Raw genomic sequence first — 16,310 nt, forward strand, 5'->3', positions numbered from 1 at the left:
ATTATGTATTCTGGAGTCCCCCACCCCCGGACGGTCGGCGAAAACGCGTCTCCCTTCGGTCGGGTTTCGAATCTGGTATGAAGCCGCTGCAAGCTGCGGCTTCAAAAGGCCTGGATTGTCTATCGTCTATCGGGCTCGGTTCAGGTTCAGGCGCACCTGCTGGGCCCGTCCCGGCTCGGCGCGCACCTCGCGCACTTCCACCCGAAAACCGGGGGCCAGTGCCACTACCTGCAGGGTGCCGGGTTCCACATCATCAATGCGCAGGAGACCACCCCGGGTCTGACCCACCTCGCGACCATCTATAAAAATGCGAGCATCTACGTTGGTGAAGACCTCGAGGGTGCCGCGCAGGGCTTGCAGGTTGGCATTCACCGGCACGGTCTGGCCGCTGCCCACCCCCACCGAGGTGCGGAAGCCCTGGAAGCCGCCCAGGCGCAGCTCGATATCGTAGCGGCCCGGCTGCACGGTCAGGTTGAGGGGGGTACTGCCCACCACCCGGCCCCCCACCAGCACCTGTGCGCCCTGCGGGTTGGAGTTGATTTGCAGCAGACCGTTCTGCACCACCGGGGTCAGGCTGGCATTGACCACAGCGGTCTCACCTGGGCGAACCTGCACCGAAGTTCGGAATGCCTGGTGGCCGCCCAGGCGCAGCTCGAGATCCACACGCCCTGGACGCACTACGATATTAAGGGGGGTACTGCCCACCACCCGGCCCTCTACCAGCACCTGTGCACCGCCGGGAGTGGAGTTCACGCTGAGGGTGCCGGTGCTTGGCTGGGGTTGTGGCACCGGCGTCACCGCCGCCCGCCCTACGATGAAGAAGGCTACATTGGAAACCCAGTCCTGTTGTGGGAGAGGGGTTACGACAATGGAGAGCGCCCTGGCCAGGTTGTCCGCACCCTGTACACTGACCTGTCCGGTCTGGATGTTGGCGATCTGCGCCAGTGAGAGTGGCTGGCGACTGGCTACGGCCAGAACCCGGTCTTGCCCCTCGGGGCCACCCACATCCAGGGTGTAGCGTGCGCCCGCAGCGGGCGGGAAGATGCGGGTTTCTCCCCCCCGCAAGAAGTTATTTTGATCGAGGGCGTTGGGTAGAATCAGGCCAATTTCGCCGGTGGATTTGACACTGAAGATGTACACATGGGCATCCTGGTTGACCTGCACCGAGACCCGGATGCGCTCGCCAATCTGATACACCGGGTTGCCGGTCTTGCCGGGGTCTTTGTCCACCCAGACCCGTACCTGCAAATCGGTGGGCACCGGGTTGACGATAATACCCTGGGGGCTTAGTTCTGGTGCCGCCAGAACCATGCTCGAGAGTAGAAGTCCTATTGCCGAGATAAAGAAATTTCGCTTCATGTATGGCCTCCTTACCCCCAGGGTAAGATACACCGTCTGGCAGGCATGAGAAGCGATTCAGCCAAAGTTAACTCTGGCATTGAGCAAGTCTTTAGCCGCTATGACTCAAAAGGCCAGGCCAGAATCAGCCCTCGAGCCCCGCTGTTTGACGGGATGCTGGAGTACCAGTTGGTCGCCAGGGTTGCCGTGTCCGACGCAGCTATCCGCTACTGGCTATCCGCCATCAGCGACTTTTGCAGGAAGCCTACGGCCTCATCCAGCGTTCTGACGAAGCGAATCTGGGGGTGCACCCGGTGCTCGTAAGCCAGCTCGGCGAAGCGTTGGCCGTAGGCGTTGAAGTCAGGTAGCACCAGAACCGAGCGAATCTGGTAGTTGACCAGCTTTTGAAAAAGTTCCCCGGCAAAACCTGTGCGCAGATCGAAGAAGGTTTGAGGCAACTCATCGGCCAACAAGATCAGGCCATCTGCGCCCATACCCATCTCAATCACATCAGGGATATCCTGCACCGATAGAAGCGATAGGCCCGGGTTTGGAGCGACCAGAATGTTCACTGCACACCCCCTGCACGGAAGGCTGCACTCACCACTTCCTGGGCCTCGCCCATCACGCGCTCGAGGTGCTCAGGCCCCCTGAAGCTCTCGGCATAAATCTTGTATACGTCCTCAGTTCCGGAAGGCCGGGCGGCAAACCAGGCATTCTCGGTCACCACCTTGAGCCCCCCAATGGGCTCGTTGTTGCCAGGGGCACGGGTCAGTTTGGCGATGATGGGCTCACCCGCCAGTTCTGTAGCCGGGACCATCTCGGGTGTCAGGTTGGACAGCGCTTGCTTTTGAGCAGCATTCGCCTCTGCGTCCATGCGGCTGTAGGCCGAAGAGCCAAACCTGGCTGTCAGCTCATGAAAATGCTGGCTGGGTGATCTGCCGGTCCTGGCCAGAATCTCCGCCGCCAGCAAGCCCAGGATGATACCGTCCTTGTCGGTGCTCCAGGCCGAGCCATCCCTGCGCAAGAACGAGGCACCGGCGCTTTCTTCACCCCCAAAGCCAAGGGTTCCACCCGCCAGCCCCTCCACGAAATACTTGAAACCCACCGGCACTTCCACCAGCCTCTTGCCCAGGCTACGGGCCACCCGGTCAATCATGCTGCTGCTGACCAGGGTCTTCCCGACGCCCATGTCCGCACGCCACTGCGGACGGTTCTGATAGAGGTAATAGATGCAGACCGCCAGGTAGTGGTTGGGGTTCATCAGGCCCTCGGGGGTAACGATGCCATGCCGGTCGGCATCAGGGTCGTTGCCAATGGCCACATCGAATTTATCCTTGAGCCCGATCAGCGAGGCCATAGCGTAAGGCGACGAGCAGTCCATGCGAATTTTGCCGTCTTTGTCCACCGTCATGAAGGAAAAGCTGGGATCAATTCGTTCGTTGACAATGGTCAGGTTCAGGCCAAAATGCTCGGCGATCTGCTGCCAGACGGCCAGCGACGAACCACCCAGGGGGTCAACCCCAATCCGAACCCCCGCCGCCTTGATGATCTCTATATCAATGATGCTTTCCAACTGACTTACATAGGGCGTGACAAAATCGAACTCCTGAACGGACTTCAGGGCCTGGCTCAGCGGCCAGCGTTTCACCCTGGTGTACGGACTCCAGTCCGTCCCGAAGGGGATCGTCCCGCTGGTGTACGGACTCCAGTCCGTCCCGAAGGGGATCGTCCCCCTGGTTAGACCATCCAGCAGAATTTGATTGGCCCGCTCCTGCACCGCCTTGGTCACGCTGCTATCGGCAGGGCCACCACTCGGTGGGTTGTATTTGAAGCCGCCGTCCTGCGGTGGGTTGTGGCTGGGCGTGATGACGATGCCATCGGAGAGTCCGCTGCTTCTGCCCCGGTTATGTTCCAGAATGGCGTGCGATACCAACGGCGTAGGCGTGTAGCCGCGTCCTTTCTCCACCCGCACATCCACCCCATTGGCCGTGAGCACTTCCACCGCCGTGATCCAGGCGGCTTCGGAAAGAGCATGGCTGTCCATCCCGATGAAGAGTGGCCCGCTGATGCCCTGCTCGGCCCGGTACTCGGCCACCGCCTGCGAGACCGCCAGAATGTGGGCCTCGTTGAAGGTTCCGCTAAAAGAGGTTCCCCGGTGCCCGCTGGTTCCAAAGGCCACGCGCTGGGCTGGGTTCTGGGGGTCAGGCTGGATAGCGTAGTAGCTGCTGACCAGCCGGGGAATGTTGACCAGAATGCTGTATGGTGCGGGTTTGCCAGCCAGGGGATGCAGCGACATAAAGGCTCCTTATTCATGTAGGAGTCTATTCCAGACGAGCAGAGTTGAGCAACGTGGGTTTGCATGAAGCTGGTGCCCTAGTAGAAATGCCGTTTGGCAGTTGGCGACAATGAAAGTGCGAATCTGTCATGCGTGGCGGCCTACTCTGAGAGGTGACCACTCAAACCCAAGCGCATCAGATTCTTTGCTTGACAGGCTCTGCATAAACACGGCGCTAACGCTGCGTTCAGAATGGCAGCGGCTTTATAGATGTCGCAATGACGAAGATATACGTTCCAGCCGCCATTGCGAGGAGACCACAGGCCGATGTGGCAATCCAGGAGAGGATAAACCCGGCTTGACTTGCGGGGTGAACTGGAGTGCTTCCCCTTCGGCAGGCTCAGGGCAGGCTCCTTCGGCAACCGCCTCAGAGAGGACAATCACATAGCCAAAGATGGCATGGCCTACTCCATAGACTGGACAATAACATTGCCGAGAATGGCATGGCCGACTCCATAGCGTGGGACTAACGATCATCTTGGCCAATAAACTGCTTCCGCCAGCCCTGCCCGAATCCCAGCTCCTGTTCAGGCTTCAGGCTCTAGAGTCTGGAACAGGCCTACGACGAACTCAGGCTTTCGACCTTCAGTAGACCCTCAACCTGAGAGTTGCGACAAACCAGCAAGCAAAACCCTGCAAAGAAAATCAACCTTACCTCGATTACGCCCTTCCCGAGCCCACTTCCTGACCCCCTTGCAACTGCTCTGCCCTATCGGCTACGTACTCAGCAAAGGGCATGGCAGCGGTCCAGGCCGGTGAGATGGCGTTGAGCACGTGCAGGCCCTGGTGGTTGCCCTCGATCATAAAATCCATCACCAGTCTTTTGTCCTGGTGGTCGTAAAGCTGGGCGCGGATGCCCGGACGGCCCCAGGTGCGGTAGTTTTCCGGCTTGACACCCTCCAGCAGCGCACTGGCCTGGGAGACCAGGTAAGCCTGGGAGTATTTTTTGATCTCCTCCAGGGCAATCCCCCTGAAGTTGAAATCGTTGCGGAAGAACAAAATCGCCTCGTCGCGCAGGATCGAGAGGGCCTCGAGGGCATCGAAGCCCTTTAGACCCTGGTAGTTTTCGCGCCAGAAAGCCGGAATTGCAGTCGGTCCAATTTTGGCCTGGCCATCCACGGTAACGGTGAAATGGACGCCCAGAAAGGTGCTGCGCAGGTCGGGTACCGGATAAATGTTGGTTTTGAGTGAACCTGCTGGCTCGGAGCCGTAGACATACAGACCCTTGAAGGGCAGGATTCGATACCGGAGGCCCACCCCAAAATCGTGGGCTACCCGGTCAGCGTGCAGGCCCGCCGCATTGACCACAAAACCCGCACTATAGACGTCCTGGGGGGCGATGACATCGTTGCCCCGCCGCCCCTGATACGGACTATCCAGCCGGATTTCAATCCCCTCGGACTGGCAGTCCGAGGCGACCGCAGCCATACACTCCCTGGGGTCTACGGTGGCGGTGCTGGGCGACCACAGAACCATCTGGGTAGATTTGACCCTGGGCTCGATTTTTTTGGCCTCCTCGAGCGAAATCAAATAGGTCTCCACTCCGTTTACGTCGCCCCGGCGCTTGAGCTCGTACAGCCCTTCCACCTCCTGCTCGTTCTTGGCTACCACCAGCTTGCCGCAGGGGTTAATTTTCAGGCCACGCTCCAGCACAAACTGCTTCCAGCGGGCGTTGCCATCGCGGGTGAAACGGGCCCGGAGCGAGTCGGCGGCGTAATAAAACCCCGCGTGCAACACCCCCGAGTTGCGCCCCGAGCCATGCAGGGCCAGCTCTTTTTCCTTTTCCAATACCACAATTTTTGCATTACGGTGGCGCTTTTTGAGTTCCAAAGCGGTCGTGAGGCCCACAATGCCCCCACCGATGACCAGGTAGTCGCAGGTTTTCATCCCAACCATTCTATTCTTGAAATGGGCGGGTCTCGGTTCAGGGATTGCTGTTCTCGGGGTTGACAATGCGCCGGGTAGGGTAAGGAATCTCGATACGCTCGGCATCCAGGCGCAGTTTGATGCGGCGGCGGAACTCGCGGCCAATCGCCCACTGTTGTTTGGGCTTGGTGTTGAACAACACCCGGATAACGATGCCGGACTCGGCGAGCTGCTGGATGCCCAGCATCTCGGGGGCCTGGTCGGTAAACTTATCCTTCCACTCAGGGTTGTGGTAGAAAGCCTCGGCTTCCGTGCGTACCACCTCCAGAGCCTTGTCTACCGGTGTTTCGTAGGCTACTGAGACATCCACCACCGCCCGCGCCCAGTCGCGGCTCATCACCGTGACCTGCTGGATGGTGGAGTTGGGAATGAAGTGTACCCGGCCCTCGAGGTCGCGCAGCACCGTAACCCGCAGGTTAAAACGCTCCACCCCGCCCGAAAGCTGGTCTACCGTGATCACATCGCCCACCCCGTACTGGTCCTCCAGCAGGATAAAGAATCCGTTGAGTACATCCCGGATCAGGTTTTGTGCTGCCAGCGAGATGCCCAGCCCCACCACCCCGGCCCCCGCCAGCAGCGCGGTTACGTTAAGGCCCAGGTTGGACAGTACCAGCAACAGCCCAAAAACCACAATAAATACCTGCAAAACCGCCTCGAGCACCCCCTTGAGGGTCTGGGCCCGCACCTGCTGGCGGCTAAACTCCCCATTTTCTACCGGTATCCGCTGCAAAAGGCGGGGAACCAGGCGAAGGGCCAGCGAGGTCGCCCCAATAATCAAGAGCACGGCCAGGCCCCGCTCGCCCAGCCAGCCCGACAGGTTCTGGCCCCAGCTACGAAGGGGCTCGAGTTCGGCCTGCCAGACGTGTACCGCCAGCGAGGCCACCATCACCCCGGTCAGGCCCCACCACAGCCAGCCTGCCCAGCGCCAGTAGCGGTCATCCCGGGTGTCGGGCGTCAGTCTGGCCAGCCAGCCCGCAAGGCCGGCCCCCGCCCGCCCTACCCAAAAACCCAGGATCAGCAGGCCGATACTGATCAGAGTGTCTAGCCAGAGGCTCGAGGTCTCCATAATCTCAAATCCCTTCTACTTTCTGCCCTACCCGGTCAGTCGGGCGATCCCGGCGCGCACCCTTTCTACCAGGCTGGCCTCCACCACGCTCTTAGCCTTGCGGATGGCGCTGTGCACCGCCCTCCCATCGGCAGAGCCATGTCCGATAAATACCGAACCTTCCACGCCCAGCAGAGGCATCGCCCCGTACTCTGCCGGATCCATCTTAGCCCGCAAACCCTGCAAGGCAGGTCGTACCAGCAACGCCCCCAGCCTGGTGATCACAGAACCACTGCTCAGGGCTTCCCGCACCCATTTGAAGATGGTACGGGCCTCGCCTTCGGAAAGCTTGAGCACCACATTGCCGGTAAAACCATCGGTTACCACAATATCGGTACTGCCCTTGAATATATCGCTCCCCTCAACATTGCCATAGAAGCGGATGCCCGGCGTAGCCTTGAGCAGGGGAAAAGTTTGTAAGGTGAGTTCGTTGCCCTTTTCTTCTTCCTCGCCAATCGAGAGCAGCCCCACGCTGGGGTTCTGGACTCCCTGGGCTTGGGCATAGGCTGTGGCCATCACGGCAAACTGCACCAGCCACTCGGGCTTGCAGTCTACGTTGGCCCCGCCATCGGTCAGATAGGTGCGGCCTTTCTCGCTGGGCAACTCAATCAACAAAGTGGGACGGTCTACCCCCTGTATACGCCCCAGCCCAAACAAGGCCGAGGCCAGCGTGGCCCCGGTGTGCCCCATCGCCACCGTCGCCGAAGCCTCGGTTTGCTTTACCAGTTCCATGCAGATATTGATGGACGCCCGACGCTTCTTACGCACGTCGGTGGCCTGGTCTTGCATGGTGATATATTCGGGCGCTTCCGCGATGGGCAGGTCGCCCCCCTGGTTTTTCAGCTCCTGTTTCAAAACCGAGGTCTGGCCGACCAGAACAACCGGAATCCCCTGTTTGTGGGCCAGGAGTGCGCCTTCCACCGTAACCCTGGGGGCATGGTCGCCCCCCATTGCGTCTAGGGCAATTGGCTTCATGGGATACAGCCTAAGGCCCAAAGCGAAAAGCCGAAAGCCCGGTTAGGGCTGCCTTTAGCGGCGCTTGTTGCGGTGAGTAAAACACTTTCGGTTTATGGCTTCCGAAAAATCGTTCCTGGAGAAATCGTACAGGCATTGGTTCTTCCCCGACCAGCAGGGGCCAGCAAGGCCGCAGGGAGCTTCTTCTTTGCCGACCGTGTGGGGATGGTGGTCGTTCACCACGCTACCGGCATGGCCTTGTGACCCCGGATCACGAATCCGCCGCTGTACTCTACCCGGTCAGTTGCCAGTTGGATGTTTGGCAGCCGCTTTAGCAAGGTCTGGAACGAAATTTGAAGCTCGAGGCGGGCCAACGGCGCACCGATGCAGTAGTGGATGCCCAGCCCAAAGGTCAGGTGGGGGTTCTCGGCTCGAGTCAGGTTGAGTTGGTCGGGGTTGGAAAATTTGCCTGGGTCGCGGTTCCCCGAGGCATACATCAGGGCCACCTCCTGGCCGCGCCGCAGTGGAATGCCCTTGAAGTCGAAGTCGTCCAGCACCCAGCGCTCAAACATCGGCAAGGGTGTATCGTAGCGCAACATCTCCTCCACCCCCAGTTTGAAAAAGTCGGGTCGGTTTCTAGCTGCGGCCTCCCTGGCCTGCTCCATCTGCTCGGGGTTGCGTGCTAGGGCCAGAAAGCCAGCAGTGGTACCGTTGACGGTGGCTTCGTGACCCGCGTTCAAAAGCAGAATGCAGTTGGCGACCAACTCATCGGGGGTGAGCTTCTCCCCCTGCTCCTCCACTTCCACCAAAGCCGAAATCAGGTCGTCGCCGGGCTTACCGCGACGTTCATCGGCCAGCTTTTTGATATACCCGGAAAACTCCACCACCGCCTGGTTGGCGTCTCTGGCCTGCTCGTCGGTGTAGCCAAGCTCGTAAAGCCTGACGATTCGGGCCGACCAGGGGCGCAAGAGTGGGCGATCTTCCTTCGGTACGCCCAACAACTCGGCAATAACCGCCACCGGAAGCGGCTCGGCGTAATCGCTCAGCAGATCCATCCGGCCCCGATCCTCTGCCCGATCCAGCAAATCATTTACGATCTGCTGGATTCTGCCGCGCAGGCCCTCCACCCGCGCCGGGGTGAAAGCTTTCATCATCAGACTTTTCAGGCGGGTATGTTTGGGGGGCTCGCTATCGAGCATGTGGTCGGACTGGAATTGGTCGAAGTCCGCCGTGAGGGGGCTGGGTGGGGGCCAGCCCAGCTCGTCGCGGGAGAGAATATGGGTAATCGAGCGCCCCAGCCGCTTGTCGCGCAACAGGTTGGAAATATCCTCGTAGCGCAGAAAAAAAACCTTGTTCCAGACTTCATCGTAGAACACCGGCAGGTTCTCCCTGAGCCTGTTCAGGGTGGGGTAGGGGTCGTAGACAAAAGCCGGATCGTTGAGGGCGAGATGATGGGTTTGCATGGGTGCAAGAATAATCCCCCCAACCTTCCTTGTTGTGAGGGATCAAACAACCCCCTCCTGGCAGCAGGGGGTGCAGGGCAAGAGGTTTTAGGCGTTTACAGACACGTGCTTGTTCAGGCGGGCTACAAAGTTGCCCTTGGGGGCTGCGCCCACCATCACTTCAACCGGCTGACCATTTTTGAACAGGATGATGGTGGGAATGCTCATCACCCGGAACTTCATGGCAGTCTGGGGGTTGGAGTCTACATCCAGCTTGGCCACTTTCACTTTGCCTTCGTACTCTTTGGCCAGGTCTTCCATGACCGGGGCCACCATACGGCAAGGCCCACACCACTCGGCCCAAAAATCTACCAGCAACAACTGATTGTCCTTGAGGGTTGCGTCAAAGTTGGCGTCGTTCACTTCGATGGGTTTGGCCATATTCATTTTCCTCACTGCGAGCCACCCGGCTCTTTCGCCTTCACACTCTAACACTCCTGTTCGGGAGTAGGGGAAGCCGGTACACTTTTTTTAATGCAGAAAGTTAATTTATTGGGTACGCCAGAATACATCCACGCCCTGGAGCTGTGGAATCAGGGTCAATTTTGGGAGGTACATGAAGCTCTGGAGCCCCTGTGGCTAAAGCTTTCCGGGCTAGATCGTGAGCTGACCCACGGCATTATACTTCTGGCCGCCGCTTTACACAAAGCCAGAACCAGTGAGCGGGGTGGCTGGCGCAACTTTGACAAGGCTCTGAAACGCCTGCACAGCATTCCCGAAGTTTATCAGGGTATCCGGGTAGCTGAGTTGATTCAGGAAGTCCGGCGGAAGCTCGAGAGGTCTTCCTATCACCCTGGGTTTCCACTTTTATGAGGTGGTCTGATCCTCGAGGGTGGCCTCGAGCGCATTTTTCTTGACCGAAGCAATACCATTCTCCATTGCGCCGGGTGAGCTATACATCTCGCTACGCCCGATTTCCTGGTGGTTGGCGGCTTTAAGCACGAAGTAGGGAGAGCCGTTGCTGGCGGTACGGCGCTCGTAACGCTCGTCCAGGGGCGCGTTCTCCCTGACTGAGGCTATAGCGTTCAAGGCCCCATCTTTGCTCTTGTAGCGCTCGCTGGTAAGGATGGGCTCGCCATTACCAGCCTTGAGGTTGAACATATACTGCTTATCAGACGCGAGTGTGAGCACAAACTTAGCTGCCATGCATACCTCCTAAAATGGGTCTGGCACAGTCATGCTACCCGATCTGTATGCAGGAGATATGCAAAGGCTTCAGCCATCCAGCCACCCCACCGCCCATACCGCTCCCTCGCGCACCTCGAGCCTGATAGCCCGCAACGGCCTGTCTGCCGGGCCCCCCTGGAGCGATCCATCGGCCTTGAAGCGGCTGCCGTGGCAAGAGCACTCTATCCGTTGCTGGCGGTCGGGCAAGGGCACGGTGCAGCCGGCGTGGGTACAGGTGCGGGAGTAGGCGGTGAGATAGATCTGCTCGCTCACCTTGAGCACGCGGGGGTTGACCTGCTGCGGTATCGGCACCCGCACCAGCAGCGCGGGCTCGCTGGCGAACCGAAACTCGAGGTCAGCCCAAATTTCCGATAGCCGGATCAGTTCGCCAATTCGCACTGCCGGTAGCGGGGTGGCTTGACTCAGCACCTGGCCACCCACCAGAGCCAGGGCGCTGCCCAGGATAGCTTTGTTGGCATCTCGCCGGTTCATCAATGTCCCCTCCTTCAAACAACAGCAGGAGGCTTACACCCCCTGCCTGTTGGTTGGTTTGATCAGGCCAACGCCAGGGTATCGTCGGGGTGGTTCCAGGGCACCTCGGCACGGCTGCGCAATACTTCCAGGGCTTCCTGCTCACTCATCACGGGGTTCTGGAAGCGGATGCCCAACGCACGGGTCATCAGGGTAAAGTTGAAGGTATTGTCTATTAGCCCGATGCGAGCAGAGTTGACCCCACGCCCATAAACCCCAAACAGGGTTGGGCCTGCGGTGTGCTGGCCGGAGTTCCAACCGATGTTGGGGCGGTTGACCTGGGCTGCATCGGTCTGGCGCATTACCCAGGACAGGGTGTTGGCGGGCTGGATTCCCCGTACCACCGTATCGGGCAGGAAAACCCGCTGGGTGATGGCCGCCACCACGGCCTGGGCTTGTTCGGGGGAGAGGGCAGTCCCTTTGACGCTACGGTACAGCTCGGTTACGCCTTCCACCGTGGGCTGGCTACCCAACCTGCCCAGCATGAACTCAATCGAGCCCTTCTCGTTCTTAAGCAAGTCAATGCCCACGCTGCCAGCCCGATACACCGACCCGGCCCCATACAAAGCAGGCGCACCGCAGACATGATCCGAACCGATAATCAGCAGGGTATCGGGGTTCTGATCTACAAAGTTCATCACCACCTCGAGAGCCTCGTCAGCAGCCAGGATATCCCACATGGCAGCCGCGGCATCGTTGAGATGGTTGGCGTGGTCAATGCGAGCTGACTCCACCTGCAACACAAAGCCCTCGCGTTTACCGGCCAGAATCGGCAGGGCTTTGCGGGTCATGGCGGCCAGGCTGGGCACGTTCACGTTCTGGAAACGGCGGTCTACCTCGTAGGGCACGTGGCTGGTGCTAAACACGCCCAGCAGTTTGGAAGCATTGGCTGCCTCCATCTCGGCAGGGGTTCTGGCGATCGCATAGCCTTTGGCTGCGTACTCGGCATACAGATCTTTCCGGTCACGGCGCACCGCAGGGTCGAAGAAGCGCTGGCCCCCGCCCAGGTACACCTCAGCGCCAAACTCCAGGTACTGCTCGGCAATCTGCTCTTCGGCATTGCGGTCGGGGTTGGATACGATGAAGCCCGCAGGGGTGGCGTGGGTAACGGTGGAGGTCGTTACCAGTCCCACTGCCTTGCCCTGTTGCTTGGCCAGGGCAAAAATGGGGGTGAGTTTGCGCCCGTCCACATGAATCGCCAGACCACCGTTCACCGTCTTGACCCCGGTGCTCCAGGCGTTGGAGGCGGCACTGGACTCGGTGACGAAGCTGGTCAGGCTATTGGTGTTTTGTAGTCCGTTTATTCCGGTAGATAGAAAGCGCTCGAGGGCCATCGGCTTGCCCAGAACCCGGCGCGCATAAAACTGGGCAATCGCATAATCCTCCCAGCCCATCCCGTCGTAGGCAAAGAATATCAGGTTACGGGCACGGGTCAGAATGGGGGGTTGATTGGCCTGGGCCTGCTGAGCCTGGGCCGTGAGTGCTCCAGCAACCCCGGCCACCACACCTGCTTTGATAAGCTCTCTGCGTTTCATAGCATCATCCTCCAAAAGATATGCTTGCCCTGAGGTGTCAGAAGGAGGTCAGGGAGTGAGATATAGATTTCCCGCCGCTCGACCCTGGTTTTGACCCATAGGCGTGGTGATCTTCGGCCAGACCCCGCACTCAGTCCCTCCCATGTTCTGGGCAGGCCTCGAGGTTGAACCCGGCACCGCTGGCTCAGGTTATAGCTTCGGGATAGACACCGCCCCCAGAAAAATCGCCCCGGCTGTAACCGGCTGCGGCTTTTACAAATACCCGATCTACTCACTCTTCTGCCAGGCCGGAAAGCTTACGGCCTTTGAGCTAAAGCGGTAGGCTATTGGCCGTGAACGCCTATACCTACGCCTATCGGGGGGGCCTGATCGAAAACCGTCACAAGGTCTCGCTGGCTATTGTTGACCCCACCGGACGATTGCTGGCCTATAGCGGCAACCCCCATCTCTGGGCCCACCTGCGCTCCTCGGCCAAGCCCTTCCAGGCTCTGGCCCTCTACCGGAGCGGGGCTATCGAGCGCTTTGGCATCACCCCCGCCGAGGTCGCCCTGACCTGTGCCTCCCATGATGGAATGGAACAACATGTAGCCATTGCCGGTAACTATCTGCGCAAGATCGGACTGGATGCCAGCTATCTGGCCTGTGGCGCCCACCTGCCTTTCGATCCCGCTTCGCGCAAAGCCTTACAGCAAGCCGGTCAGCCGGCTACCGTCCTGCACAACAACTGCTCGGGAAAGCATACCGGCATGGTGGCTGCCGCACTGGCAATGGGGGCCGACCCCAGGGGCTACGAGCAGCCCGAACATCCGGTTCAACAGCTAAATTTACAGACTTTGCGCGACCTCTCGAGTTTCAACCAGATTTCCTACGGGGTGGATGGGTGCAGCGTCCCCACCTTTGTGCTACCCCTGGCCTCCGCAGCCCGCATGTTTGCATTGTTAGCCAGACCCGAGGCCGCGCCATTCGAGTATCGAGAAGGTCTGGGAGCGGTTTTTCGGGCCATGCGGCAACACCCCGACCTGGTGGCTGGCCCTCAGAGCATTGATACGGTGCTGATGCAGACTCTGCCCGGTCTGGTATCCAAGCGCGGAGCGGATGGCTACTACGGTATGGCCTTGCGGGATACCCGCTGGGGAGAGATTGGGATTGCGCTCAAGGTTGAGAGTGGCTCCAACGAGGCTCGAGAGCCGATGGTCGTCCGGCTACTGGAGGAGCTGGGCCTTCTCTCACCGGAGGTGGCGCTGGAGTGGCGCAGACCGCTGATTCGGAATGTGCGCAGGCTCGAGGTGGGTTATCTGGAGGCCAGGCTCGAGCTGTCCTGGCTGGACAGCGCCTCGGTTTCAGCGGTGTAAGGTTCAGGCGAAGAGTCTTTCTCCAAAGTGCCATTGCTGTTGCGCCTGACGCCGCTTTTCGTTATTGCCCTTCAGCAAGTTCTGCCCTGGGTCTGATCCGTCAGGTAAGCTAGCCCGGATGCAGAGCGAGTTTGTGGATGAAGTGTTGAGCCGCCCACCGCTGGTTCTGGGCGTAGACCCGCGTCCGGCATTGCACGGGAGCAGTCCCCTGGCACATATTCGCAACTACTCGCTGGAACTGCTGGAAGCCCTGGCCTCGAAGGTGTGCGCCGTGAAGTTTCAGGCCGCTTTTTTTGAAGCCATGGGGCCGCAAGGTTTTGCCCTGATGCATGAGCTGATTGCCGGAGCCAGGGTGCTCTCGCTGCCGGTGATTGTGGATGCCAAGCGGGGCGACATCGGTTCGTCCGCCGAAGCCTATGCCAGGGCTTACCTGGAAACCTATCCTGGCTCGGCCCTGACGGTGAACCCTTATCTGGGCAGCGATGCCCTGGAACCCTTTTTCAAAGTAGCCCGGCAGTCCGCAGGGGCGGTCTTCGTGTTGGTCAAGACCTCCAATCCCGGCTCGAGTTTATTTCAGGATCTGGCCCTCGAGTCCTCTGGTGTCTTGTACCAGGCGGTCGCGGATTATCTAGCCATACAGGCCGAGCAGCAGCGGGTGGGCAACTGGTCGCGCATCGCGGCGGTGGTAGGTGCAACCTACCCCAAGCAGATTGGCGAGATTCGGGGCCGCTTGCCGCATTCGTTGTTGCTGTTGCCGGGGTTGGGAGTCCAGGGGGGTGGGGTCGTCAAAGGTTCGGGTCTGCTCAATTCGGCCAGCCGCGCGTTGTACTATCCCGGCGGGCAGCCCAATCTAGAGGAGGCGGTTCGTCAGGCCGGGTTGTACCTGGAAGCGCTGGCTTAACCCTGCCAGTGGAAAACGCGATGGGAGCCCCTGATGACATCAGATTAAACCCGGACTGGCTTGCGGTTGTACTGCGGTCAGAGCAACCAACGGGACGATTATGGCAAACCCCCCGATCGGGGGCTTTTTCAGGTATGGTTTATCGGGACTGGCCTACGCCAGGAGCCAGCTGAAGCGGTGTTGGGAGGCGTAGCCAGATAAACTCGTTGGGGTCTCTGACCTCTGCTCCCCGCCCGCCGGTGGCGGGAAAATTGTTGTCGTTGGTAACCAGAATGGTATTGGCGTCCAGCACAATCACCGCCTCAATGGTGAAGAACGGAAAGCGGAAATTGCCTTCGCGGGTGTGACGGGAGAGGCCCCGCGGATCTGCGATGTTAAGCAGGTCTACCAGCAGCTCCTTAACAAAGACCCCGTTGGCGTCACGGCGGGTCAGGTCTATGCGAAATATCCGTTTGAAAAGGGCCTCGTCACCCTGGCGTCCATCGCGCTCAATCACCAGATACTCGTTTTCGTTGATCACCGCGATCTCTCCAATGGCATGGCCCGGGTCATCAAGCGGGTAGCGGCCTACCAGTCCCACGAAACGGCGGTTGACTGGATCTACCTCCATCAGCCTTACCGTGCCTGCCGGATCGCCCACCACGGTACCCTCGAGCATGGCGAAGATGCGGCTTCGGGCAGGGTTGCTGGTCATGCCCTCGAAGCCACGGGTGCGGGGCAGGTTGGCAGGCCAGGGCTGTCCTGGGGCTACCGGATTAATGATCAGACTGGGGTGTTCAGGAGCCCGTACCTGGTCACTGACTGGATTTCTACCGGCGCCAAAATCGGGCGTAGCTATCGGAGGTGCCAGTAGAACCCCATTCGCATCGAAATGAAGCAGGAAGGGGCCAAACTCCTCACCAACCCAGAAGCTGCCATCGGCAGCAACCACCAGGGACTCGGGGTCAAAGTCGTAGCCGGTCAGGCGGCGGTCAGGGGTGTTTTCGTTAAGGATGGGGAAGGGAATCCTGCGGTTGGGGTCGCGTAACTGAATAAAGCGATTGACCAGTACCCCACCGGCCCCGCCCTGGGCAGTACGCGGCTGAGGGGTCACCTGGTAGATACGCAGCAGAAAGTCGGGGCTGTTGGCCTTGGAGCCGAAACCATTGTCGGCAAGCATCCAGAAGGTTCCTGGGCGAGGCCCTAGCTGTACCGCACTGAAGCCCTGCACAGGCTGAGAGCTAAAGGGTGCCTGGGCTGCGCGTATTCCAGGAGTTGCACGAAAGGCTCCGCTTGGAGGGCCAGGGACAAAGGTCTCGGCTGGCAACTCGGCAAAACCTACCAGCTCACTGCGAGGGGGCTGGGCCAGACCAACCAGCCCAAGAACCAGCCCGGCGATTGTAAAAATGAACTTATGCATGTCTCCTCCGTCAGGGATTCCCCAGCGGCCTGCCTGGACCGGCAAGGGGTAGGCTGGGCTGTGTGGGGGCAGGCTCGAGGCGGAAAGAATCTGTTCCAATACCAGATGCCTGCTACAAGACAGCCTGCCAGTAGCCAGTCAAGGATTTTTCACCTAGGTTCTTATTTGGACATGACACTCCCACCGTTGTCTCTGCCAGACTGAGTCGGTTGCCGCAGAAGGCGCACCCTTCACAGAACCCAGAGGGATCCAGGAGCGGTTT

General features: G+C 59.7%; 16 protein-coding genes. 4 read left to right on the forward strand and 12 right to left on the reverse strand.

The annotated features are described in order from the left end of the window. Window positions 1-126 precede the first annotated feature (126 nt). The 8 genes from Q0288_RS04365 to trxA form a co-directional block, all read right to left on the reverse strand. The gene (locus Q0288_RS04365; protein WP_299427739.1) at window positions 127-1,359 is read right to left on the reverse strand and encodes a PEGA domain-containing protein; all 1,233 of its coding nucleotides are present in this window, start codon (window positions 1,357-1,359) and stop codon (window positions 127-129) included. A 206-nt stretch (window positions 1,360-1,565) separates the two neighbouring features. Beyond that, a complete protein-coding gene (locus Q0288_RS04370) occupies window positions 1,566-1,910 on the reverse strand; it encodes a DUF4180 domain-containing protein (RefSeq protein ID WP_299427742.1) in 345 nt (114 codons plus the stop codon). Next, window positions 1,907-3,637, reverse strand: a complete 1,731-nt coding sequence (locus Q0288_RS04375; RefSeq protein WP_299427745.1) for a phosphoglucomutase — start codon at window positions 3,635-3,637, stop codon at window positions 1,907-1,909. The genes Q0288_RS04370 and Q0288_RS04375 overlap by 4 nt, the downstream gene beginning before the upstream one ends. A 699-nt stretch (window positions 3,638-4,336) precedes the next feature. Continuing rightward, window positions 4,337-5,563, reverse strand: coding sequence for an L-2-hydroxyglutarate oxidase (gene lhgO / locus Q0288_RS04380; RefSeq protein ID WP_299427748.1), 1,227 nt, complete (start codon window positions 5,561-5,563; stop codon window positions 4,337-4,339). Between the two features lie 37 nt (window positions 5,564-5,600). Further along, window positions 5,601-6,668, reverse strand: coding sequence for a mechanosensitive ion channel family protein (locus Q0288_RS04385; RefSeq protein ID WP_299427751.1), 1,068 nt, complete (start codon window positions 6,666-6,668; stop codon window positions 5,601-5,603). A 27-nt stretch (window positions 6,669-6,695) separates the two neighbouring features. Further along, window positions 6,696-7,682: a phosphate acyltransferase PlsX gene (gene plsX / locus Q0288_RS04390; RefSeq protein WP_299427754.1), complete on the reverse strand. Its 987-nt coding sequence runs from the start codon at window positions 7,680-7,682 to the stop codon at window positions 6,696-6,698. A gap of 215 nt (window positions 7,683-7,897) precedes the next feature. Further along, entirely contained in the window at window positions 7,898-9,124 is a 1,227-nt protein-coding gene (locus Q0288_RS04395; protein ID WP_299427758.1) for a cytochrome P450, read from the reverse strand. An 87-nt stretch (window positions 9,125-9,211) separates the two neighbouring features. Beyond that, a complete protein-coding gene (gene trxA / locus Q0288_RS04400; RefSeq protein WP_299427761.1) occupies window positions 9,212-9,544 on the reverse strand; it encodes a thioredoxin in 333 nt (110 codons plus the stop codon). 93 nt (window positions 9,545-9,637) lie between these two features. Here trxA and Q0288_RS04405 point away from each other — a divergent pair, with 93 nt between their 5' ends. Further along, window positions 9,638-9,976, forward strand: a complete 339-nt coding sequence (locus Q0288_RS04405) for a DUF309 domain-containing protein (protein WP_299427764.1) — start codon at window positions 9,638-9,640, stop codon at window positions 9,974-9,976. On the opposite strand, the gene Q0288_RS04410 is transcribed toward Q0288_RS04405, so the two are convergent. The 3 genes from Q0288_RS04410 to Q0288_RS04420 all read right to left on the reverse strand — a co-directional run bounded on the left by Q0288_RS04410 (window position 9,971) and on the right by Q0288_RS04420 (window position 12,396). Beyond that, the gene (locus Q0288_RS04410; protein ID WP_299427767.1) at window positions 9,971-10,309 is read right to left on the reverse strand and encodes a YegP family protein; all 339 of its coding nucleotides are present in this window, start codon (window positions 10,307-10,309) and stop codon (window positions 9,971-9,973) included. The genes Q0288_RS04405 and Q0288_RS04410 overlap by 6 nt on opposite strands. Window positions 10,310-10,378: 69 nt before the next feature. Continuing rightward, complete coding sequence (locus Q0288_RS04415) at window positions 10,379-10,822, reverse strand: Rieske 2Fe-2S domain-containing protein (RefSeq protein ID WP_299427770.1); 444 nt, start codon at window positions 10,820-10,822, stop codon at window positions 10,379-10,381. A gap of 62 nt (window positions 10,823-10,884) precedes the next feature. Beyond that, entirely contained in the window at window positions 10,885-12,396 is a 1,512-nt protein-coding gene (locus Q0288_RS04420; RefSeq protein ID WP_299427773.1) for an alkaline phosphatase, read from the reverse strand. A gap of 142 nt (window positions 12,397-12,538) precedes the next feature. On the opposite strand from Q0288_RS04420, the gene Q0288_RS04425 reads away from it, so the two are divergent. From Q0288_RS04425 to pyrF, 3 genes are all read left to right on the forward strand, one after another. Then, window positions 12,539-12,718, forward strand: a complete 180-nt coding sequence (locus tag Q0288_RS04425) for a hypothetical protein (protein ID WP_299427776.1) — start codon at window positions 12,539-12,541, stop codon at window positions 12,716-12,718. Window positions 12,719-12,728: 10 nt separating this feature from the next. Then, complete coding sequence (locus Q0288_RS04430; RefSeq protein ID WP_299427779.1) at window positions 12,729-13,748, forward strand: asparaginase; 1,020 nt, start codon at window positions 12,729-12,731, stop codon at window positions 13,746-13,748. Window positions 13,749-13,866: 118 nt separating this feature from the next. Continuing rightward, the gene (gene pyrF / locus Q0288_RS04435) at window positions 13,867-14,649 is read left to right on the forward strand and encodes an orotidine-5'-phosphate decarboxylase (protein WP_299427782.1); all 783 of its coding nucleotides are present in this window, start codon (window positions 13,867-13,869) and stop codon (window positions 14,647-14,649) included. A 139-nt stretch (window positions 14,650-14,788) separates the two neighbouring features. Here the strand turns inward: pyrF and Q0288_RS04440 are convergent, their stop codons facing one another. Beyond that, window positions 14,789-16,048 carry an esterase-like activity of phytase family protein gene (locus Q0288_RS04440; RefSeq protein WP_299427785.1) on the reverse strand — a complete coding sequence of 420 codons (1,260 nt, stop codon included), beginning with the start codon at window positions 16,046-16,048 and terminating at the stop codon, window positions 14,789-14,791. Window positions 16,049-16,310: the final 262 nt, after the last annotated feature.

The organism is uncultured Meiothermus sp., assembly GCF_937863175.1.
GTDB lineage: Bacteria > Deinococcota > Deinococci > Deinococcales > Thermaceae > Meiothermus.